Raw genomic sequence first — 21,424 nt, forward strand, 5'->3', positions numbered from 1 at the left:
GTCGCCCGTTGGCTTTTCGCGCTATGGTCGTGGGTATTCTTCGTTTTCCCGGAATAAGTTAGCTATGCGCTGCGGGTTTCTGGCGCGGCAAAGGGCTGTTGCCCGCTTGCACAGTGGTATTCCGTAAACAGTCTGTTTCCTTGCTTGGAATCTGGGTGGTTCTACCTTGAATTGTACTACCTCAGAACGGTGGCGCAGAAAGTGGGGGCTTTGCTTGCGCCGTTCCTTTTCAAAAGGAGAATGACCATGACGAGTATGTTTCTTAAAAACGCCGCAACTTCGGTTGCAACGGTATTCATCGCCACGTCGGCGTTTGCGCTGGATGTCGGCGTCGGTGCCAGCGTGGGCGGTATTGGCGCGGGCGTAGGGGCCAGCGTCGGCCACGGGTCCGCCGCGGATGTCGGTGTTGGTGTGGGCGCAGGCAGCGTCGGCGCGGGGGCGGGTGCCTCTGTCGGTGGCGGTTCGGTTGCTGATGCGGGCGCTGGTGCCTCTGTCGGCGGCGTTGGCGCTGGTGTCGGGGCCTCGGTTGGCGGGGGTTCTGTCGCGGGCGTTGGCGTGGGTGTCGGCAGCACCGGCGGGTCCAACAGCGGCGGCGGCACGACGACCGACAACAGCGGAACGACCGGCAGCACGACTGCCGCGGTATCGCGCAGTGTCAGCGGCGATGTGACCCGCGCCGCGGCCTCTGTCCCGATCACGGCGGCATTGGGCGCTACGGTCATGACCACCGACCGCGAAGTCGTCGGTATGATCGAAGACGTGCGCCCGTCGACGCAAGGCAAATTCGTGGCCACCATCCGGATGAACGTCGCCTTTGGCGCACAGCCGCGGACGATCCAGATCAAGATGCCGATGCTGAAAAGTGACACGGATATGATCCGTGTGGGCTTTACCAAGTCGGGCCTGTTGCGTCAGATCCAAAGCTGACACTGGACGCGACACCGCAAGCACAAAAAAAGCGCGCCTTGATCGGGCGCGCTTTCGTATCTTCGGGCGGGGCGAACTGCCCCCCGCGATCAACCTTTCAGGATCGAACGACCGGCGTATTCCGCTGTCACACCAAGCGATTCCTCGATGCGGATCAGCTGGTTGTATTTCGCCAACCGGTCGGACCGCGCGAGCGAGCCGGTCTTGATCTGACCGCAGTTCGTCGCAACAGCAAGATCCGCAATCGTCGCGTCTTCAGTCTCGCCCGAGCGGTGGGACATCACGTTGGTAAAGCCCGCACGATGCGCCATGTCGACCGCTTGCAGCGTCTCGGACAGGGTGCCGATCTGGTTGACCTTCACCAGCATGGAGTTGGCAGAACCCCGTTTGATGCCTTCGGCCAGACGTTCGGGGTTCGTCACGAACAGATCGTCGCCCACCAGCTGGATCTTGTCGCCAAGACGGTCGGTCAGCAGTTTCCAGCCATCCCAATCGTCTTCGGACATGCCATCTTCGATAGAGATGATGGGGTAATCGGCGCATAGGGCCGCCAGATAATCCACATTCTCGGCGCTGGTCAGGGTTTTCCCTTCTCCAGAAAGGACATAGCTGCCGTCCTTGAAGTATTCCGTTGCCGCGCAATCCAGCGCGAGGTAGATTTCCTCGCCCGGTTTGTAGCCTGCTTTTTCGATGGATTTCAGAATAAAATCAAGTGCATCGCGGGTGGAGCTGATGTTGGGTGCGAAGCCGCCTTCGTCGCCGATACCGGTGGACAGACCTGCGGCCGAAAGCTCTTTCTTCAGCGTGTGGAACACCTCGGAGCCCATGCGCACCGCGTCGCGGATATTCTCTGCCGCGACGGGCATGATCATGAATTCCTGAATGTCGATCGGGTTATCCGCGTGCTCGCCTCCGTTGATGATGTTCATCATCGGCACGGGTAGCATGCGCGCAGAGGTGCCGCCCACATAGCGGTAGAGCGGCTGCGAGCAATAATCAGCCGCGGCCTTCGCCGTCGCGAGGGAGACGCCCAGAATGGCATTGGCCCCCAGACGCGACTTGTTGTCGGTGCCGTCCAGCTCGATCATCGTGCCGTCAATCTCGACCTGCTCTGTCGCGTCGATGCCGACCAGCGCATCCGCGATCTCGCCATTGACCGAGGCGCAGGCTTCCAGAACGCCCTTGCCCATATAGCGCTTTTGGTCGCCATCGCGACGCTCTACCGCCTCATAGGCACCGGTGGATGCGCCAGAGGGAACGGCCGCGCGGCCCATGGTGCCGTCTTCAAGCGTCACATCGACTTCGACCGTGGGGTTGCCCCGGCTGTCAATGATTTCGCGGGCGTGGATGTCGATGATCGTGCTCATAAGGGGCTATCCTTTTGCAGATGACAATTGCGCAGCGGTTTAGCGCGCCGGGGGGAGGATGGAAAGTGTTCAGGCCTGTTCTTTGACCTTTCGCTCACGCCATACCGTATAGATGCCCGAGGCAACAATGATGGTTGCGCCAACATAGGTCAGCAGATCGGGGCGTTCGCCAAAGATCGTGATGCCCACAACCATCGCGAACAGCAGGCGCGCATAGCGGAACGGTGTGACAAAGCTGATTTCGCCGATACGCATGGCCGCGACGATGCCGTAATAGGCGACCATGCCGGTCGTCAGCGCGGCCCCCATGAACAGCCATTGCACCCCCGACATCGGCGCAAAAGCCGTGCCCGTGCCCAGCATGAAAAGCAGGCTTGCAGGGACCAACGCCAGAAACGCAAGAAACGACAGCTGGAACGTAGAGGTCGATTTCGGCACCCGCCGCGTCGCCAGATCGCGCAACGACAGCCCCAGCACCCCAAGCACCGCTAGCAGGGACAGCGCCTGAAAGCTGTCCATCCCGGGGCGGATCACCAGCAAGACGCCCAGCATACCAACCAAAATAGCGCTCCACCGGCGCCAGCCGACGGGATCGCCCAGAAACAGCGCCGCGCCTAGGGTCACCACCAGCGGTGTCGCCTGCAAGATGGCCGAGGCAGAAGAAATCGGTGTCAGCACAATGGCCGATACAAACCCCAAGGTGCCGACGATCTCGCCCAAGGCGCGCAGCAGGATCGGGCGGGTCAGCATCGCGCGATCCATCAAGGGCTCGCCCTTCATCACCACCATCGCACCATAGCAAAGCGCGCCACCGGTCCCGAGCATAAAGATAATCTGCCCGATCGGGATATCCGTCCCGATCAGCTTGATGAACATGTCCTCAATGGCAAAGCCCAACATCGACAGCACCATGATCAAAGCGCCGCGCAGATTGTCCATATCCTATTCCTTCATACAATCGTTCTAAAATTCCGTCAGTGGATGCATGTCCCTTTGTCGGGGGATGTGCAAGCCTCGCGGCGCATCCCGTGACGGGGCTGGTGGCGGAAGGGACCAACTGATAGCACAAGTGTATGAAATGGCCGCGCCCCCCGTCTGATACGCATACGACCGTTTTCACCGTCTGTATCGGCGCGGTGGGGGCCGGTATCGGCTGGCTGCTGAACGCGCCGATCTACATGCTGTTGGGGCCTGCGGTGCTGGTGTCGCTGGCCGGTCTGGCGGGCGCGCGCATGGGGGTGTCGCTGCCGCTGCGCAACATCTGCTTTGTCGTCATTGGCCTGTCGGTGGGGGCGGGGTTTGACCAGAATGCGGTCGATGCCATGCTGCGCTGGCCGCTGGCTTTTGTCGTGATGGCCGTGCTGGTCTGGGCGATGCTGGTGCTCAGCCGGTGGCTGCTGGCGCGGTTCTTTGGCTTTGACCGTCGTGCAGCACTGCTGGCTTCGGCCCCCGGACACCTCAGCTTTGTGCTGGCGATGGCGGCCGATGGCGGGGATAATGTGGTGCGTATCTCGACCACGCAGTCGGTGCGGCTGTTGTCGCTCACGCTGGTGGTGCCCTTTGTCGCGCTGGCGATGGGTGTTGATCTGGGCGGGTCCATCGTGCCCGACGGCCCCGTTATGGGCGGCGTGACATTGCTGGTGATGGCGGTGCTCTCCTTCGGGGCAGGGGTGCTTCTGGGGCGCATCCGGGTGCCCGCGCCGATGTTGATCGGGCCGATGCTGGTGTCATCGCTTGCGCATGTGACAGGGCTCGCCCCCGGTGTGCTGCCCCTGTGGCTGGTGATGCCCGCCTATGTGGTGCTCGGCGCCTTGATCGGCACGCGGTTCTCTGGCGTGCGGCTTGATGATCTGACCAAGGGGCTTGCCGCGGGGCTGGCTGTGACCTGCCTTGCCGTGGGGTTGGCCCTGCTGGGGGCGATCCCGGTCGCGATGGCGCTTGGCATGCCGCTGGCGCATATCCTGGTGGCCTTTGCGCCCGGTGGGTTCGAGACCATGATCGCCATGGGCAGCGTGCTGGGGATCAGCCCGGGTTTCGTCGCCGCCTGCCACATGATGCGCCTGTTCATCCTCAGCGCTGTGCTGCCCCTGATGCTGGCGCGGAGCACCCCGCGCTAGGCTATCTTTCACAGCACCGTTGACTTTGCCGCCCAAACAGCCCATCTGGGGCGCAAGCGATGCCTTCTGCCGCGTGAGCAGACCAGCCCTTGACCTGTCGACCTAAAATCGTCGCGTCTTATGAGAGCTGAACAAAAGGCCGCCGATGTTCCCAAAATCACGCGTGGGGCCAAGCGCAACAGACAGGGTGTTGGCACTAGGCTGCCCCCTGCGATCTGCTTTGCGTCCCTCGCGGTTTTCCTGCATCGACAGGGCCCGCGTGATTGCTATGGCGGGAAGGGGCTTTGCCCCGCATCCCGCGGAAAGACGACAAAACGATGAGCGATTTTGAAATGATGGGCCTGCCGCGCCGTCTGGTCAAAGCCTTGACCAACATGGGTATGACCGATCCGACCCCGATCCAGAAACAGGCGATCCCCCACGGGATGAATGGCCGCGACGTGATGGGGCTGGCACAGACCGGCACCGGCAAGACCGCCGCCTTCGGTATCCCGCTGGTGGCCCAGATGCTGGAACGCGAAGCCCGCCCCCAGCCGCGCACCGTGCGCGGGCTGGTGCTGGCCCCGACCCGCGAGCTGGCAAACCAGATCATGGAGAACCTCAAGGGGTTCTGCGAAGGCACCCAGCTGAAAACCATGATGATTGTCGGCGGCCAGTCCATCAACCCGCAGATCAAACGGATGGAGCGCGGCGTCGACCTGCTGGTGGCCACACCCGGGCGCTTGCTGGACCTGATGGACCGCCGCGCGGTGCTTTTGCACAAGACCACTTTCCTTGTGCTTGATGAAGCGGACCAGATGCTCGACATGGGCTTTATCCACGATCTGCGCAAGATTGCGGCGGTGCTGCCGAAAGAGCGTCAGACGATGCTCTTTTCGGCAACCATGCCGAAACTGATGAACGAGATCGCCAACAGCTACCTCAGCAGCCCGATCCGCATCGAAGTCTCGCCTCCGGGCAAGGCGGCGGACAAGATCACCCAAGAGGTGCATTTCATCGCCAAGGCGGAAAAGAAATCCCTGCTGATCGAACTGCTTGGCAAACACACCGAGGAACGCGCCCTGGTGTTCGGGCGGACCAAACACGGCTGTGAAAAGCTGATGAAAGATCTGGTCAAAGCCGGTTTCAAAGCGGCATCGATCCATGGCAACAAAAGCCAGGGTCAGCGGGACCGCGCCATCGAATCCTTCAAGAAAGGCGAGGTCACTGTGCTGGTGGCAACGGATGTCGCCGCCCGCGGTCTGGATATTCCCGACGTGAAGCACGTCTACAACTACGAGCTGCCCAATGTGCCCGACAATTATGTCCACCGTATCGGCCGGACCGCGCGCGCGGGCAAAGACGGGGCGGCGATCGCTTTCTGCGCGCCGGATGAGATGGGCGAGCTGAAAGATATCCAGAAGACGATGAAAATCTCGATCCCCGTGGCCTCCGGCCGTCCGTGGGAAGCGATTGACGAACCCGCCAAGCCAAAGGGTCGCGGGGGACGCGGTCGTGGTCGCGGTGGTCGCCCCGGTGGCGGTGGCGGCAACGGGGGCGGTGGCAATGGCGGCGGTGCGGGCAAACCCGCCGGTGCCGCGCGGCGTCGTCGCAAGCCAGCCGGGCAGCGCGCCGCATAAGCGCGCAGGTATCAACGCACGATCAAAAGGGGCACCGCCATCAGCGGTGCCCCTTTTTGTTACCTCTCTCTAAAGCGCCTTGGTCCGCGCTTCCAAATGGCTCTAAATCCTCGCCCGAAGGGCGAAACCGGCACCACCAGCCACCACGTGGTGGCTCAGCCCTATTCCGCGGGGTCTGCTGCCGCCTGCCGGTTGACCCGCGCCAGAAGCAGCATCAGCGCAAAGGCGAGTGTCGCCAGCGTCAGTACCGCGCCGATCAGCGGGGTGATCGTGCCGTTGAACATCAACCCGATGGGCGAAGCGAGCATGGCTGCCATCACCGTCGACACCGCCCCGATGACCGACGCCGCCATGCCGGCGATATGACCCAAAGGCTCCATCGCCAGCGCGTTGAGGTTGCCCATCACCAGCCCCACCTGAAAGAACAGCGACGCCTGCCACATCAGGAAAAAGACAAAGCCATAGGGCTCTGGCAGATCGCCCAAACCAAGACCCAGCATCAGGCCCGACAGTACGATCTGCAGCCCAAGCGCAAGGATCACGATCCGCTGCATCCCCAGCCGGACGACCAGCAGCGCGTTCAGCAAGCTCGACGTCCCCGAGATAAGCGCCGCGACGCCAAACCAGAAGGGGAAGCTCTCGGCGCGGTCATAGACTTGGTCGTAAATGGGTTGCACCAGCATCAGCGTCGAGAACAAGAACCCCATCACCAGCGTCTGCACCGTGATCGACAAACACACCATCGGGTTGCTGAAAATCTCTTTCACCGCGTTCCACAGCAGGCCGATCTGCAAAGGTCGACGCTTGGGCTTGGGCAGGGTTTCGGGCAGGCGGAGCATGGCCCAGACCACACAGGTTGCCGAGAAAACGATGAATGACAAGAATACGCCACGCCAATCGGACAGGGCGATGATCACAGCCCCCATCGCAGGGGCAAAGGCGGGCACGACGACAAAGATCATCATCACGAAAGACATGATCTTGGCCATCTGCCGGCCCGAATAAAGGTCGCGGATCACCGCAAGCGCCACAACCCGAGGGCCCGCAGCCCCCACGCCCTGCACGACCCGCGCGATCAGCATCACCTCAAGCGATTGGCTTAGCCACGCCACCACAGCCCCCGAGATATAGATCGCAGACCCGAGGTAGATGATATTCTTGCGCCCGAAAGCGTCCGACAGCGGGCCGGTGACAAAAGTGCCCATCCCCATCCCCAGAATAAAGGCGGTCACAATCAGCGGGACTTTGGTCATATCCAAGGGCGACAGCTCTGCGCCGATCTCGGGCAGGGCAGGCAGCATTGCATCGGTCGAGAAAGCAATGATTGCAAACATCATCGCAATCAGCGCCACAAACTCGGGGCGGCTCATGTTGATGTCGGGGCGGTCGTCGGTCATCCATCGGCTCCATCGTGACGGTGGGCCGCAGGGCGCAGCCTATGGTGTTCATAAGGCTGCCTTACAGATAGTGCAATCGGCGTCGCGCCGTCAGCTGGCTCGGGCGCGCTGGCGCGGCTCTGTCTCGCGGGTGGTCACCGGCAAACGCAATACCTGAACGATCTCGTCTAGTCCCGACACCGGCAGGGGAAGATGCGCGGGCAGGGCCAATACCGAGACGTTGTAATTCACGATATCGCTGCGCACCTGATCCCATGTCTCAAGCGGAATGACCCGCGAGACATAGCGGCACCGCTCCAGCACCGCACGGCGGGCGGCAAAGCCGAGATGCGCCGGACGCCCCGCTCGTTGACAGAACTGTTCGCTCTGGCAGCCGACGACCAGATCGCTGCCCATACGGGCCAACTGCCGTAGCCAGTCGGCGTGACCGGTGTGGAATCCGTCGAACCCGCCATAGGTCAGGATCGTCCGCGTCATTGGCGTGGAGGGTGTGAAGCTGGACGGGCGCGCCGCCGGTGTCACCACCGTCGCCCGCCCGCGTCCCATAAAGGGAAAGGGGATATCGTATTTCATGCTGCCCGCTCGATCTGGATAGGGGTCTTTGCCCCTTTATCTGATTGATTCTAGGCGGGTTTCAGCACAAAGGCAAAGCCTTTCTGCCGCATATTGCCAGTGCGGGCGCGTGGCCTCAGCCTTCGTTGCGCAGCTCGGCCAGTACTTTCTTCCAAAGCTCGGGCGGCTGCGCGCCCGGCACCGCATGACGCCCGCCCACAATAAAGGTCGGGACGGAGTTGATGCCCATCTCGCGGCTGTGCGCGTCGCGTTTGCGGATGTCTTCCATATCCTCATCCGTCGCCAATAGACGCGTCACAACAGATGCATCCATCTCGATCCCGTCGGCAATATCGGCGAGCACCTCGGCATCGCCAATATCGCGCGCATCAACAAAATAGGCTTTGAACAACGCCGATACCGCAGCGGTTTGGCGCCCTTCGATCCCGGCCCAGTGGATCAACCGATGGGCGTTCAGCGTGTTGGGGGTGCGCTGCATCGCCTCGAAGTTGATCTTGAGACCGGCTTTCTCGGCATGTTCCACCACAGGGGCATAGGCCCGCACCGCACCTTCCTTGCCGCCGAATTTGCCTTCCAGATAGGCACGGCGGTCCATCCCTTCGGCAGGCATGTCGGGGTTCAGCTGGAACGGGTGCCATTCGATCGCGAAAGGGTGGTCCGGCTCGCTTTCCAGTGCGCGGTCCAGATGGGCCTTGCCGATATAGCACCAAGGGCAAATCGGGTCGGACATGATATCAAGCTTGATCGTCTGGGTCATCGTTGTGCCTCATAGGCTGCACGCAAGGACCGGCGCAGCAGTTTGCCATTCGCGCCCATCGGCAGCTCTGGCAGGTGGATGAAAAGGCGCGGCTGCTTGTAGCGCGCCATGTTGTCTTGTGCATAAAGCGCCAGCGCGGCCTCGTCCAGCGGGCTATCGGCGGTATAGAAGGCCGCGATCACGGTCACGTCGGGTTTAACCTCGACCTCCGCCGCGCCGACAGCATGGACGCCGGGGAATTTGGCGAGGGTTTGTTCCACCTCGATCGGCGAGACGCGGAACCCGCCTGCGTTCATCATATCGTCATTGCGCCCCAGATAGGTGATCTGCCCATCCGTCCCCATGACGCCCTGATCGCCGGTCAGGAACCAGTCACCCTGATATTTCTGGGCCGTTTGATCCGGCGCGCCAAGATAGCCAAGCATCAGCCCCGGGTCGCTCTTGTGGATCGCGATGGTGCCCTCTTGGCCGATCTCTACCGGGCCTTCCGTCCCGATCAACGCGATGCGCCGCCCGTCCTGAGGCTGGCCCAATGTGCCGGCCCGCGCCGGACGGGCGGGAGAGGCGGAGAGAAAGGTCGAACACTCCGACATACCGTAGGCCTCGAAGATCGGCGTGCCGCTGGCAGCCTGCCATGCGCGGGCAACGGCCGAGGGAAGCTTTTCCCCCGCGCTCAACCCGTGGCGCAGGCTTGGCACGTTGATCCGGTCGTGGTGTTTCAGAATCTGACGGTACACCCCCGGAGCGGCTGCAAAAAGACTCGCCTCATGCCGCGCCATCAAGGCAGGTAAATCCGCAGGCACCACGCCCGCAGCCGGGATCAAGGCGGTGGCACCGGCGGTCCAAGGGTCCATGAGGCCGGTCCCCAGCGTATAGGTCCAATTGAACGCGCCTGCATGCATGACCCGATCCTCGGGCTTCAGATCATACCAGCCGCGCACCATCATCTGCCGTGCCCAGATGGCGCGATGTGCGTGCATCACCGCGCTCGGCCGGCCCGACGTGCCAGAGGTATAGATGATATAGCCCAGCCGGTCGGGGTCTCCCATATGCCAGGGGGCCGCGGGCAAATCGCGCATGGACCTGAGCTGGGCCAGATCCACGGTGGTGTCATTCGGCGGGCAGGGCACGGCGGGATCGCGCAAGACCGCCTTGGGCGCGAGGGTGGCGATGATCGCGGCAACCTCCGGCTCTGTCAACGCGGCGGCGGTGGGGACAGGCACCAAGCCTGCGGCCAGCGCGCCCAGATAGGCCAGCGGGAAATTCACAGTATTGCCAAGGCGCATCAGCACGATGTCCCCCGGGCGCAGCCCGATGCCCAGCAACCCCGTCGCGGTGCCGCGCACGGCGGCCTCAAGCTGGTCGAAACGCCACGCCTCAACGCGATCGGGCCCGACAATGGCAAGCGCGGTCTTGTCGCCCAGATCGGCGGCGCGGCCCAGGACATGGGCGGCAAGATTGAACGGGGCGGGGCAAGGCGCAAAGCCGGTGGACGCAGAGACGGACAGCATGCGCAATCGCTACCCCGCGCGCAGCAGCGTTGCAAGCGCTCCGGCGCGGCGCTATAGCCAGAGCATGACGCAAGACGGCCCGAAATCCATGATCCAGATCGCCCGCGAAAGCGGCGAGACGGAAACCGCCCCGCCTGTTGATCTGGGCGCGCGCGTGCGCGAGTTGCGCAAAGCGCGCAACTGGACGCTGGAGCAAGCCGCCAATCAGGCCGGATTGGCCCGTTCCACGCTCAGCAAGATCGAGAACGGCCAGATGTCGCCCACCTATGAGGCGCTGAAAAAGCTCGCCGTGGGGTTGGAAATCTCGGTGCCACAGCTCTTCACGCCCCCCTCGGCGGGGCAGATAAACGGGCGGATGGCGGTCACCAAATCGGGCGAGGGGGCGGCCAAGGCGACGACCACCTACGAGCACATGATGCTGGCCGATACGCTGCGCAAAAAGCAGATGCTGCCCTACCGCGCGCGTATCCGTGCCCGCCGGATGGATGAGTTCGACGGCTGGGTGCGCCACGACGGGGAGGAGTTCCTTTACGTGCTGACCGGCGTCATCACCCTATACACCGAATTCTACGAACCCGTCGAAATGCGCCGCGGCGACAGCGCCTATTATGATGCGACGATGGGGCATAACGTCGTCTCTATCAGCGATGAGGACGCCACCATCCTTTGGGTCACATCGCTCACCTAACCGACGGGCCCGCGCTTCATTTTGCCAAATAAACTCTCCCCGAAGGGCCGCTACGCCGCAGGCACCGCCGCCTGATACCTACACGCGTCGCTTACTGGGCCGGTTCAATCCACCAGACCTCGGGCATATAATTCGGCCCGTCGCCATACAGCGGCACGTGGGAGGGGTATTTCAACGCTGCGACATGGGCGATGCGGTCTTCGGTGAACTGCCAGAACGGGATGACATAGCGCCCGGCGGTCAGCACGCGATCCAGCGCGCGGGTGGCGGCGGTGAAATCCTCGGCGCTGCTGGCCCCGACCATCGTATCGATCATCGCGTCAATGGCAGGGGATTTCACCCCCATCAGGTTGCGGCTGCCTTCCTGATCGGCTGCCTCCGACCCCCAGTAATAGCGTTGTTCGTTGCCCGGGCTCAGCGAGAGGGCGCGGCGGAAGATGGCCATGTCAAAGTCGAAGGCCGCGTTACGCGCGACGAATTGCGCATCATCCACAGCGTCCACGCGCGCGGTGATGCCCAGACGGGCCAGCGCCTGGATATAAAGCTCGGCAATGGCGATATTCTCGCTGCTGCCTTTGGACAGCAGGATGTTGAACGACAAGGGTTGCCCGTCAGGCCCCCGCATGGTGCCGCCGTCGGCGCTGAATCCCGCGTCGGCCAACGCGCCCATGGCACGGCGGATGCCCGCGCGGTTGCGGGCGGATCCGTCGGACACGGGCAGCGCATAGCCGTCAAGCGCGCCGGCAGGCAGGTCATCAGCAAAGGGGGTCAACAACTCGGCCACGCGGCCGGTGGCGGGGCCGTCTTGCATCGCCAGCGGAGAGTTCGAGAAATAAGAGGTAATGCGCGGTTGCGCCCCGCCGGTCAGCGTCTCGTTGATATACTCAAAGTTAAAGGCCGCGATCAGCGCCTCACGCACACGGATGTCGTCAAAGGGCGCGCGGCGGGTGTTCATGACCAATCCGGTCATGCCCGAGGGTTTGCTATGGGCGAAGGTGGATTTGACCACATCACCGCGCTGCACGGCGGGGAAGTCATATTGCGTCGCCCAGCTTTCGGCGTTGAATTCGCGCAGCGCGGAAATCTCTCCGGCCTTGAACGCCTCGAACAACACATTCGCGTCGCCATAAAAGTCGAGCTTTATCTCGTCGATGTTATGGGTGCCTTTGCGAAACGGCACATCCTTGCCCCAGTAGTTAGGGTTGCGCGTCAGGGTGACCTGTTTGCCCGCCTTATAATCGCTGACCACATAGGGGCCGGAGCCGAGCGGTATCTCCGCCAACGGGGCGTTGGCGAAATCGCGGCCCTCCCATTGCGCCTTGCTCAGGATCGGGCGCATCCCTGCCAGCAGGGCCAGCTCTCGGTTGTCGGTGTTGAACACCATTTTGACGCTGCGTGGACCGGTCTGGGCGATGCTGTCGATCTGGGCATAAAGCCCGTGGTAGCGCGGGTGCCCCTTTGTGCCGAGCATGTCGTAGCTAAAGATCACATCTTCGGGGGTGACCGGACTGCCATCAGAGAAGCGCGCGTCGGGTCGCAGGGTGAATTCGACCCAGGACCGGTCCTCCGGGACCTCAATCGATTCGGCCAAAAGCCCGTAAAGCGCGAAAGGTTCATCCCACGAACGGCCCATCAGGCTTTCATGGGTAAAGAACGGCAACTGCCACGGAGAGGTGCCCTTGCGCACGAAGGGATTGAGGCTGTCAAACCCGCCGGTGTTGCCCAGAACGATCGCACCGCCTTGGGGTGCGTCCGGGTTGGCATAGGGCAGCGACACAAAATCAGGTGGGAGAGCAGGGTCCCCATACATAGATATACCATGTGCGGGCTCGGCGCGGGCGAATCCACTGAGAAGAATCAGTGAAGAAACAGCTGCAACTGCCCGACAGCTTTGGAAAAATTTAAACGCCATTTTAGCAACAATCCCGCTCTGCCCTTGTTTTATTAGCGTATTCCTTAGCGATGCGGCGGCTACAGTTCAAACTTTAAGCTTGGATTACGGCGGCGAATTGCGTATAACGAACTCACTGCTCGATAGGTTTCTTGCCTGTATGAAACCTGCCTCAATAACTTAACGTCCGCTTCGTGCGGACGTTTTTTTTTGCCCGTGATCCGGCATATGTCCGGGCAGCAGGGGCATTCCGCCGGGGTGCGGAATTAGCCGTTTCCATTCGTTTCGCAGCCCGCCATGATGCACCTGCAGAAACGCTAGGAGATTTTCATGGCTTACAGCATCGATCTTTCAGGAAAAACAGCAGTCATCACGGGGTCCAATTCCGGTATCGGGCTTGGCATCGCTTGGGCATTGGCGCGGGCGGGGGCGGATGTTGTGCTGAACTCCTTTACCGACCGCGACGAAGACCACGCTATTGCGAAAGACATCGCCAACGAAACCGGCGTAACCGCGCGCTATATCAAGGCGGATATGTCGAAAGCCGAAGAATGCCGCCAGTTGATCACCGATGCAGGGCGCTGCGATATTCTGGTGAACAACGCGGGCATCCAGCATGTCGCGCCGATCCCCAGCTTCCCGACCGAGAAATGGGACGCGATCATCGCCATCAACCTCAGCTCTGCGTTTCATACCACCGCGGTGGCTCTGCCAATGATGCGCGAGGCGGGCTGGGGCCGCGTGATCAACGTCGCTTCGGCCCACGGGCTGACGGCCTCGCCCTATAAATCCGCCTATATTGCGGCCAAGCACGGGATCGTCGGGCTGTCCAAAACCACCGCGCTGGAAACGGCCGAAGACCCGATCACCTGCAATGCCATCTGTCCGGGATATGTGTTGACCGATATCGTGGAAAAGCAGATCCCCGACACGATGAAAGAATACGACATGTCGCGCGAAGAGGTGATCAAGAACGTCATGCTCAAGCGCCAACCGTCGAAAGAATTCGCCACGGTCGAACAACTGGGCGGCACCGCGACCTTCCTGTGTTCCGAGGCAGGGGACCAGATCACCGGTACAACGATCAGCGTCGATGGTGGCTGGACCGCCCTGTAATATAGCACGCGCGCGCGGGATTCCTCGCGCGCGCCGATTGGCGGAGCGTCTAGATGCAGAAAAAACAGATCAACCTTGCCCTACAGGGCGGCGGCGCGCATGGGGCCTATACCTGGGGCGTGCTTGACCGGCTACTGGAAGAGCCAGAGCTTGAGATCAGCGGCATTTCCGGCACATCGGCTGGCGCGCTGAACGGCGCTGCGTTGAAGGCGGGGCTGATCAAGGGCGGGCATCAGGCCGCGCGCGATAATCTGGATTGGCTGTGGGACAGGGTCGCCGGTGTCGGGAACCTGCATCTGAACGGCTGGATGGCCCCCTTTGGCGTCGGTGCGCTTAGTCAGGCGATGGCCTATAGCTGGCCGGTCATGCTCAGCACGGCGATGACGCAGATCGTGTCGCCCTATGTCTACGGCCCGCTCTATCGCAACCCGCTGCGCGATATCGTCGAGACGTTTGATTACGAACATATCTGCGAGGCGGCGGGACCACGGCTGTTTGTCAGCGCGACCAAAGTGCGCGACGGCAAGATCCGCGTCTTCGAGAAAGAAGAGATCACGCCGGATGCGATCCTCGCCTCGGCCTGTCTGCCGACGCTGTTTCAGGCGATCGAGATGGAGGATCCGAAATCGGGCCGGCGCGAGGCGTTCTGGGACGGGGGCTATACCGGCAATCCGGCGCTTTTCCCGCTGTATTCCTCGGACCTGCCGGGGGACATCGTCATCATCAATATCAACCCGCTTGAACGGGACGAACTGCCCACCACGCCGCAGATGATCCACAATCGAGTGAATGAAATCAGCTTTAATTCCAGCTTGTTACGTGAACTTCGTGCGATCCACTTTGTGCAGAACCTGCTGGATCAGGGACGTGTCGAGGAAGGTCAGATGCAGCGGTTGCGGATTCACATGATCGCTGACGACGATCTGATGTCGCAGCTGTCCACCGCTACCAAAAGCGTGCCGAACGGGGCGGTGATCACCGCGCTTAAATCCGCGGGCCGCACCTCGGCCGAGCGGTTTCTGCAAACGGATATCGACAGTATAGGCAAACGCAGTTCAGTCGATCTGCGCAAGATGTTCAGCTAGGGGAAATGCGGTCGGGCCGCGGGGTCGCGGATGGGTCCACAGGCACCGGTTTCTTTGGCGGATAGACCAGCCCGGCAGAGATCACCAGCTTGGCCGCGTCCTCGACCGACATGTCGAGCTCGGTCACATCCTTTTGCGGCACGAACAACAAAAAGCCCGAGGTGGGGTTGGGCGTGGTCGGCACAAACACCCCCACAAGGTTCGATCCTTCACCCCCTGCTGCGGCGACCTCTCCCTTTGCGGGGATAGAGATAAAACCAAGCGCCCACATACCTTTACGCGGGTATTCTATCATGCAGGCGGTTTCAAAGCTGCGCTCTGACTGGGCGAAAATCGTCTCCGAAATCTGCTTGATGCCGGAATAGATGGTCCGCACCACAGGTGTACGCTCTACCAGACTTTCGGCGAAACGGATGAACGACCGGCCGATGATGCCCTTGGCCAGCCAACCTACGATGACCGTAAACAGCAAGAAGATGATCACACCGATGCCGCGCACGTTGATCTGGGCAGACGGGTCCAACCCGAAATACGTCTGGATCAGCCGATCAGGGTGATAGGCCAGCGGCACCATCGGCAGCACGATCCCGTCGATCCAGCCGATCACGGTCCAGATCAGCCAGATCGTGAGGCCGACCGGCGCAATCACCACCAGCCCCGTCAGGAACGAAGCCCTGATCCGCGCGAACAAAGTCCGGCGCGGTGCGGGAGGAAGGGGCGGCGTAAACGGTGTGTTCATGAATGAAGGTTATCCCACTGCAGCAATGCGTTAGAGCTAGGGCGTTTCACGCGTTGCTACAATGGAGGACGCATAATAATTAAGCTTTATGCGTCTTTTGACATAAGTGCAGCCGCAATTTTGGACGCAAAACGGGCGTTGTTGCGCACCAATGCGATGTTCGCGGTCAGCGACCGGCCTTCGGTCAGTTCGAAGATGCGCTGCAACAGATAGGGGGTCACGGCCTTACCGCTGATGCCGTGGGTATTGGCATCGGCTTGGGCGGCCTTGATGATCGGTGCCAGATCAGCGGCGGCGATTTCATCCTCTTTCGGGATCGGGTTGGCGACCAGCTGCCCCCCGGGCAAACCCATATGACCGCGCATTTTATGGGCGGCGGCGATATCTGCCGCGTTATCCATGCGCAGGGGCGATTTCAGCGGGGAGGTGCTGCTCCAGAACGCGGGGAAGCTGTCTTGGCCGACGGTGATCACCGGCACACCTTGTGTTTCCAGCACCTCGAGCGTTTTGGCCACATCCAGAATGGCCTTGGCCCCCGCGGCGACAACGGTCACCGGCGTTTGGGCAAGCTCCATCAGGTCGGCAGAGATATCAAAGCTGTCTTCTGCGCCCTTATGCACGCCGCCGATACCGCCGGTGGCGAAAACCGCGATCTCGGCCAGATGGGCGGCGATCATTGTCGCGGCAACCGTGGTGGCACCGGTGCCGCCCGTGGCGATGCAGGCCGCCATATCGGCGCGCGACAGTTTCGCGACATTCTTGGCCTGCGCCAATGCCGTCAGCTCGTCGTCCTCAAGCCCGATGTGCAACCGCCCGTCGATCACAGCGATGGTGGCGGGGATGGCACCGGCCTCACGCACATCCGCCTCGACCTGACGCGCGACCTCGAGGTTTTGCGGATAGGGCATCCCGTGGGTGATGATCGTGCTTTCCAGCGCAACAACGGGGGTGCCATTCGCATGGGCTTTGGCGACTTCAGCAGAGCGGTGCAGGGGAATCATATTTTGGTCTCTCCAGAAACATATTGGGCAGCGGCACTAAGCGCTTGGGTCAGGGCCGCGTCTGGTGCCGCCCCTTTGATTTCAGCCGCGATATGGGCAGCCATGAACGTATCACCGGCACCGGTGACGCGGGTAACAGAGACGGGGGGTGGGTTCTGGGTGATCAGACCGCTTGGCGCACCCACCGTCGCGGGATTGCCGCCATCGGTGACCACCGCGCGAACCGCACCGCGCGACAGCAGCGCCGTGGCCGCATCGCGCGAATTGTCGAATGTCGCCTGACACAGCAGACCCGCTTCTTCGAGGTTGACGTAAAGCGTGCCGCGTTCCGCCTGCAAAAACGGTGTGAGCCGTTGCGCCTTGCCCGGCGACGCAGGAGCGACGCGCAGATCGGCATGCTCAAGCAGCGGGCTACGGGCCATTTGCGACAGCAGGTCCAGCGTCAGGTTGCCATCCAGCGCCACGGCCCCGCGGTAGGGGGTGGGCAGCGATCCGTCTTCGAACGGGCGCAAGATCTTGTCGCCCGCTGCCTCCAGCGAATGCGCATCGGCAATGGCGGCGATCAGGCCGTTGGTGCCCTCGACCGCCATATAGCGGTCCGTGGGCAGATCATCCGAGCGGTACACATGATCCGTATGCAGCCCGCGCAGCTTGCACGCGGCGATCAGCTCGTCCCCTTCGGGGTCGCGGCCGACGGCGCTGATGAGAGCGGGGGACAGCCCAAAGCGGGCCAGCGCCATCGCGATATTCAGCGCAACGCCACCGGGCAGACGCGAGATGCGACCGGGCATATCAGAGCCTTGCCGCATGACCGTATCGCCACGGCCGATAATGTCCCAAAGCACGGAACCGATGCAGAGAATGTCAGGTGTATGTGTCATGCCGCCGGTATGGCCCAACCGATATGGCGGGCGCAAGGCGCGGCGGCGCGAAAAGGCCTATTCCGGCACGGCAAATGTCAGCGATGCCCAAAGGCTCTCCCATTGGGGGCTGGTGGGGGTGGTTTCCACGTCCGGGGCAGGGCGCAGCACCACGGCATCCACCAGATAGGTCATCCCCGCGGTAACCGGAAATTGGACGTGCCCCGCGTCATCCGTCCGGTATTTGGTCACGGTGACGTTCTTGTCTGCGTCGCGTTCATAGACTTCAACCTGCACATCGCGGCGCGGCTCTTGCTGGTAGGTCAACGCGACCTCCATCTGCTGATCCGCCGCAAGCGTGTAGGGGTTGGTGAGCGCGACAAGTTCGGTTTCAAGCCCCAAGGCTTTGTCTTCACCTTGTCCGTCGCCGACAGCGATCAGCGCCTTGGAATAGCGGCTATAGCGTTCGCGCACCTTGTCTTGGGGGTAGCCCTTCGAGCGGTGCTCGGCCAATGCCTGCATGAAATCCTTATGCACGGTAAATCCGACGAATGTTTGCCAGTCTTTATAGGTCAGCATTGTCGCCTTGGACTGATGCGCGACGATTGCCAGCCCGTCCTGATCCGGCGCGGTCATCTTCAGCGCCGGGATATCGCCCATGCGCGCTGAGACCGGTGTGGTTTCCCCGTCAAAAGTCACGTCAAACCGTTCGGTGCTGTTCGGGAAATAGGCGAGGCGTGTGCCCTCAAACAACTCACCGTTGCGGATGTCGGTTGTTATTTCGGTGCCGGTCTGTACTTGATACGCGGGCGCGTCCAACCAGAATTCATGCGCAGTTACAGCCGAAGTTGGTAATAAGAATGATAGTACGAGTACGAAACGGGACAGAAACATGATAACAACCTTTTATAAACTGATACTCAAGCTGGCCTATGCGCTGGTTTTGTCAAGTGGGATGGCAGGGCTCGCGCAGGCGCATGAAGTCGTGCCGACCATCGCCGACGTGCAAAGCAGCGACGGTCAGGTCACGCTTGATCTGCGCGTGAACCTAGAGGCGCTGATGTCCGGCATTGATCTGGACGCGGTGGCCGATACGAATGATGCCGAAAATGCCAGCGATTACGACAGCTTGCGTGCCTTGCCCGCAGATGAGGTCGCGGCCCGTGCGCCGGAATTGCTGGCCCAGTGGAACACGCTACCGCTGCTGCGCGCCGATGGGGAGCCTGTCGCGCTGGAGGCAGTGGCGCTGACGCTTCCCGAAGACGTGAACCCAGAGCTGCCCCGTATCGCCGAATGGTCGCTGCAAGGCACGGTGCCGCAAGACACGCGCGGGCTGGTGGTGTCATGGCCCGATGGGTCGGGCGCGCTGGTCCTGCGCCAACAAGGCGTCGAAAATCCCTATACTGGTTATCTGGACGGTGGCGCGGAAAGCCCCGAAATTTTGCTTGCGGGCGGCGGACAGCAATCCGCGGGGGAGGCGTTTGCCAGCTATATTCCCGTCGGGTTTGACCACATCCTGCCCAAGGGGCTGGATCATATCCTGTTCGTGCTGGGCCTATTTTTCCTGTCGACACATCTGCGCCCGCTGATCTGGCAGGTTACGGCGTTTACGGCAGCGCATACGGTGACATTGGCGCTTGGCGCGCTTGGCTGGGTGACTGTCCCCGGTAGCATTGTCGAGCCGTTGATCGCCGCCTCTATCGTCTATGTCGCGGTCGAGAATATCTTTCTTGCAGGGCTCAGCCCGTGGAGACCGCTGGTGATCTTTGGCTTCGGTCTGTTGCACGGGCTTGGTTTTGCGTCGGTGCTGGGGGAATTCGGCTTGCCGCAAGACCAGTTCATTCCTGCGCTCATCGGGTTCAACATCGGGGTAGAGATCGGGCAGCTCACCGTGATTGCCGTCATGTTCCTGTGTGTCTGGCAAGCGCTGCGGGTGATGCGCGGGCAGGGTGACCCGCGTGCGGCCAAGGGGCTTTATGTGGCGCTGACGGTGATTGCGCTGGCGCTGTGCATCGTGCCGATGCCCGCCGTGGCCGCGCTGCTGGAGGCACCGGTGCCGGTGTTCCTGATCCCGCTGGCGCTGGTCTTTACCGGGTGTTTCCTGTCAGTGCAGTTCCGTCAGGTCGCGGCACCCTACCGTCGCTTTGTCGCCATACCGGCGTCGGTCGCAATTGCGGTCATCGGGGCCTATTGGTTCGTAGAGCGGGTGTTCCTGTAACACCCGCCCTGCGCGGTTACTTCATCGCGGCAATCAGATCGGCGAGCGCCTGCTGGGGTGTTTCGCTGGTCCAGATTTCATCCCCGATGCCGAAAAAGTCGGTAACGGGGGTGAGCGCGCGGATCAGATCTGTGTTGAGCCCGCCTTCGGCGACGACCGGCACTTCGATCACTTCGGACCACCATTGGAACAGGTCTTGTTCTGCGTGGGTGCCATCGTCCAGCAGGGACGCGTTCACCGGACCAAAGCTGATGTAATCCGCACCCGCTTCGCCTGCGGCCATGCCGTCGTGACGCGAGCCGTTGCAAAAGCTGCCGACAATGGCGTCATCGCCCAAGGTCTTGCGTGCATGACGCACGGAGCGTGCCGCATCCGACAGATGCACGCCATCAAGCCCCAACCGTTCCGCCAGCAAAGTGTGATCCGCAATCACCAGCGCAATGTCACGCGCGTCGGTGACGCCCCGCAGCGCATCCGCCGCGCGCATCACGCGATCTTCGTCGCGGGTGCTGAGCGCCAGACGCACGCAGGCCACATCATGCGCATCCAGCACACGCGCCAGCTGGTCGGGAAAGCTGGAGAGTTCAAGCTCGGGCGGGGTAATCAGGTAAAGCTGCGGCTGTTCGGGCGTATCCATGGCTTGCTGTCCTTTGCGTTATTGCGCGTCAATTAGCGGATCACGCGGGGAAAGAAAAACTTTTATGCCTTCGGCGAGGATTTTTTCCCATTTGGAAGGCGGATGCAGCGCCCCGTCGTTCTTGCGAGGTGCGCGCCGCACGCGTATGAGGTGCCCATGAATGATACAGTAGAACACCCGCAGATCCCGGCCTTTGTGCTTGTGCGCCCGCAGATGGGCGAAAACATCGGTGCCGCCGCTCGCGCCATGTGGAACTTTGGCCTTGATCGCATGCGCATTGTCGCGCCGCGTGACGGCTGGCCGAACCCTTCGGCCGTTGCCATGGCATCTGGTGCGGGGCGGTTGCTGGATGAGGCGGTGATCTATGATGATCTGGCCGGTGCTGTGGGCGACGCTGCCTTCGTTTTTGCCACCACGGCGCGCGATCGTGATCTGACCAAGCCAGTTTATAGTCCTGAAGCGGCTATGGCCAAAGCCGCGCAGATGATCCGCGAGGGCCGCCGTGTGTCGGTGCTGTTCGGGCCAGAACGGGCAGGGCTTGAGAATGATGATATCAGCCGCGCGAATGCGATTGTCTCGGTCCCGGTAAACCCTGCCTTTGCCTCGCTTAACCTTGCGCAATGTGTGTTGCTGATGGGCTATGAGTGGATGCGCGCGCAAGGAGATGTTGTGGCCGAGCAGGTCGAGATGGCGGGCACCGACTGGGCGGACAACAGCGAGATTGAACATCTCGCACGGCATTTCGAGGACCGTCTGGACACCGCCGGCTTTTTCTATCCCGAGCACAAGGCCGCCAGCATGAAGATCAACCTGCGCAACATGTGGTCGCGCCTGCCGCTGACCCGTGCCGACGTGCAGACCTTGCACGGCACCCTGCGACAGATGGTACGTTGGAAAGAGCGCGGCTAGACCTTTGTGCGC

The 21,424-nt window shown here is 61.8% G+C and carries 20 protein-coding genes; 8 read left to right on the forward strand and 12 right to left on the reverse strand.

Annotation, left to right across the window (positions count from 1 at the left end; genetic code table 11):
- Positions 1–246: 246 nt before the first annotated feature.
- Positions 247–927 carry a hypothetical protein gene (locus ACNQ62_RS03580; protein ID WP_418094230.1) on the forward strand — a complete coding sequence of 227 codons (681 nt, stop codon included), beginning with the start codon at positions 247–249 and terminating at the stop codon, positions 925–927.
- A gap of 89 nt (positions 928–1,016) precedes the next feature.
- Here the strand turns inward: ACNQ62_RS03580 and eno are convergent, their stop codons facing one another.
- Together eno and ACNQ62_RS03590 are read right to left on the reverse strand one after the other, a co-directional pair.
- Complete coding sequence (gene eno / locus ACNQ62_RS03585; RefSeq protein WP_009824746.1) at positions 1,017–2,294, reverse strand: phosphopyruvate hydratase; 1,278 nt, start codon at positions 2,292–2,294, stop codon at positions 1,017–1,019.
- A gap of 69 nt (positions 2,295–2,363) precedes the next feature.
- Positions 2,364–3,233, reverse strand: coding sequence for a DMT family transporter (locus tag ACNQ62_RS03590; protein ID WP_037944386.1), 870 nt, complete (start codon positions 3,231–3,233; stop codon positions 2,364–2,366).
- 134 nt (positions 3,234–3,367) lie between these two features.
- On the opposite strand from ACNQ62_RS03590, the gene ACNQ62_RS03595 reads away from it, so the two are divergent.
- Entirely contained in the window at positions 3,368–4,411 is a 1,044-nt protein-coding gene (locus ACNQ62_RS03595; RefSeq protein WP_418094231.1) for an AbrB family transcriptional regulator, read from the forward strand.
- Positions 4,412–4,728: 317 nt separating this feature from the next.
- A complete protein-coding gene (locus tag ACNQ62_RS03600) occupies positions 4,729–6,030 on the forward strand; it encodes a DEAD/DEAH box helicase (protein ID WP_418094232.1) in 1,302 nt (433 codons plus the stop codon).
- 161 nt (positions 6,031–6,191) lie between these two features.
- On the opposite strand, the gene ACNQ62_RS03605 is transcribed toward ACNQ62_RS03600, so the two are convergent.
- The 4 genes from ACNQ62_RS03605 to ACNQ62_RS03620 all read right to left on the reverse strand — a co-directional run bounded on the left by ACNQ62_RS03605 (position 6,192) and on the right by ACNQ62_RS03620 (position 10,268).
- A complete protein-coding gene (locus ACNQ62_RS03605) occupies positions 6,192–7,427 on the reverse strand; it encodes a multidrug effflux MFS transporter (protein ID WP_005853775.1) in 1,236 nt (411 codons plus the stop codon).
- 90 nt (positions 7,428–7,517) lie between these two features.
- On the reverse strand, positions 7,518–8,000 hold the full coding sequence (locus ACNQ62_RS03610) for an adenylyltransferase/cytidyltransferase family protein (RefSeq protein WP_418094233.1): 483 nt from the start codon (positions 7,998–8,000) through the stop codon (positions 7,518–7,520).
- A gap of 115 nt (positions 8,001–8,115) precedes the next feature.
- Complete coding sequence (locus ACNQ62_RS03615) at positions 8,116–8,757, reverse strand: DsbA family oxidoreductase (RefSeq protein WP_009824740.1); 642 nt, start codon at positions 8,755–8,757, stop codon at positions 8,116–8,118.
- Positions 8,754–10,268, reverse strand: coding sequence for a class I adenylate-forming enzyme family protein (locus ACNQ62_RS03620; protein WP_418094234.1), 1,515 nt, complete (start codon positions 10,266–10,268; stop codon positions 8,754–8,756). The genes ACNQ62_RS03615 and ACNQ62_RS03620 overlap by 4 nt, the downstream gene beginning before the upstream one ends.
- Positions 10,269–10,332: 64 nt before the next feature.
- Between ACNQ62_RS03620 and ACNQ62_RS03625 the strand changes: the two genes are divergently transcribed.
- The gene (locus ACNQ62_RS03625; protein ID WP_418094690.1) at positions 10,333–10,956 is read left to right on the forward strand and encodes a helix-turn-helix domain-containing protein; all 624 of its coding nucleotides are present in this window, start codon (positions 10,333–10,335) and stop codon (positions 10,954–10,956) included.
- Positions 10,957–11,047: 91 nt separating this feature from the next.
- Here ACNQ62_RS03625 and ACNQ62_RS03630 read toward each other — a convergent pair whose 3' ends face one another.
- Positions 11,048–12,766 (reverse strand): extracellular solute-binding protein, encoded by a 1,719-nt coding sequence (locus ACNQ62_RS03630; RefSeq protein WP_418094235.1) that lies wholly within the window; start codon positions 12,764–12,766, stop codon positions 11,048–11,050.
- A gap of 423 nt (positions 12,767–13,189) precedes the next feature.
- Between ACNQ62_RS03630 and ACNQ62_RS03635 the strand changes: the two genes are divergently transcribed.
- Together ACNQ62_RS03635 and ACNQ62_RS03640 are read left to right on the forward strand one after the other, a co-directional pair.
- On the forward strand, positions 13,190–13,963 hold the full coding sequence (locus tag ACNQ62_RS03635; protein ID WP_201035783.1) for a 3-hydroxybutyrate dehydrogenase: 774 nt from the start codon (positions 13,190–13,192) through the stop codon (positions 13,961–13,963).
- Between the two features lie 53 nt (positions 13,964–14,016).
- Positions 14,017–15,048: a patatin-like phospholipase family protein gene (locus tag ACNQ62_RS03640; protein ID WP_064216440.1), complete on the forward strand. Its 1,032-nt coding sequence runs from the start codon at positions 14,017–14,019 to the stop codon at positions 15,046–15,048.
- Here ACNQ62_RS03640 and ACNQ62_RS03645 read toward each other — a convergent pair.
- The 4 genes from ACNQ62_RS03645 to ACNQ62_RS03660 all read right to left on the reverse strand — a co-directional run bounded on the left by ACNQ62_RS03645 (position 15,041) and on the right by ACNQ62_RS03660 (position 18,542).
- Positions 15,041–15,787 (reverse strand): DUF502 domain-containing protein, encoded by a 747-nt coding sequence (locus tag ACNQ62_RS03645; protein ID WP_051577588.1) that lies wholly within the window; start codon positions 15,785–15,787, stop codon positions 15,041–15,043. The two genes, ACNQ62_RS03640 and ACNQ62_RS03645, sit on opposite strands and share 8 nt — an antisense overlap.
- A gap of 86 nt (positions 15,788–15,873) precedes the next feature.
- Positions 15,874–16,788 carry a pseudouridine-5'-phosphate glycosidase gene (locus ACNQ62_RS03650; RefSeq protein WP_168592010.1) on the reverse strand — a complete coding sequence of 305 codons (915 nt, stop codon included), beginning with the start codon at positions 16,786–16,788 and terminating at the stop codon, positions 15,874–15,876.
- Positions 16,785–17,669 carry a PfkB family carbohydrate kinase gene (locus ACNQ62_RS03655; RefSeq protein ID WP_037944378.1) on the reverse strand — a complete coding sequence of 295 codons (885 nt, stop codon included), beginning with the start codon at positions 17,667–17,669 and terminating at the stop codon, positions 16,785–16,787. Before ACNQ62_RS03655 ends, ACNQ62_RS03650 begins: the two co-directional genes overlap by 4 nt.
- Before the next feature lie 57 nt (positions 17,670–17,726).
- The gene (locus ACNQ62_RS03660) at positions 17,727–18,542 is read right to left on the reverse strand and encodes a DUF4198 domain-containing protein (protein WP_418094236.1); all 816 of its coding nucleotides are present in this window, start codon (positions 18,540–18,542) and stop codon (positions 17,727–17,729) included.
- On the opposite strand from ACNQ62_RS03660, the gene ACNQ62_RS03665 reads away from it, so the two are divergent.
- Positions 18,541–19,866, forward strand: coding sequence for a HupE/UreJ family protein (locus tag ACNQ62_RS03665; RefSeq protein ID WP_418094237.1), 1,326 nt, complete (start codon positions 18,541–18,543; stop codon positions 19,864–19,866). The two genes, ACNQ62_RS03660 and ACNQ62_RS03665, sit on opposite strands and share 2 nt — an antisense overlap.
- A gap of 16 nt (positions 19,867–19,882) precedes the next feature.
- Here ACNQ62_RS03665 and ACNQ62_RS03670 read toward each other — a convergent pair whose 3' ends face one another.
- Entirely contained in the window at positions 19,883–20,503 is a 621-nt protein-coding gene (locus ACNQ62_RS03670; protein ID WP_009824730.1) for a thiamine phosphate synthase, read from the reverse strand.
- A gap of 156 nt (positions 20,504–20,659) precedes the next feature.
- Between ACNQ62_RS03670 and ACNQ62_RS03675 the strand changes: the two genes are divergently transcribed.
- Entirely contained in the window at positions 20,660–21,412 is a 753-nt protein-coding gene (locus ACNQ62_RS03675) for an RNA methyltransferase (protein WP_005853757.1), read from the forward strand.
- The last annotated feature ends 12 nt before the right edge of the window (positions 21,413–21,424 follow it).

Source organism: Sulfitobacter sp. SBS6, assembly GCF_048285585.1.
In the GTDB taxonomy this organism is placed as follows: domain Bacteria; phylum Pseudomonadota; class Alphaproteobacteria; order Rhodobacterales; family Rhodobacteraceae; genus Sulfitobacter; species Sulfitobacter pontiacus.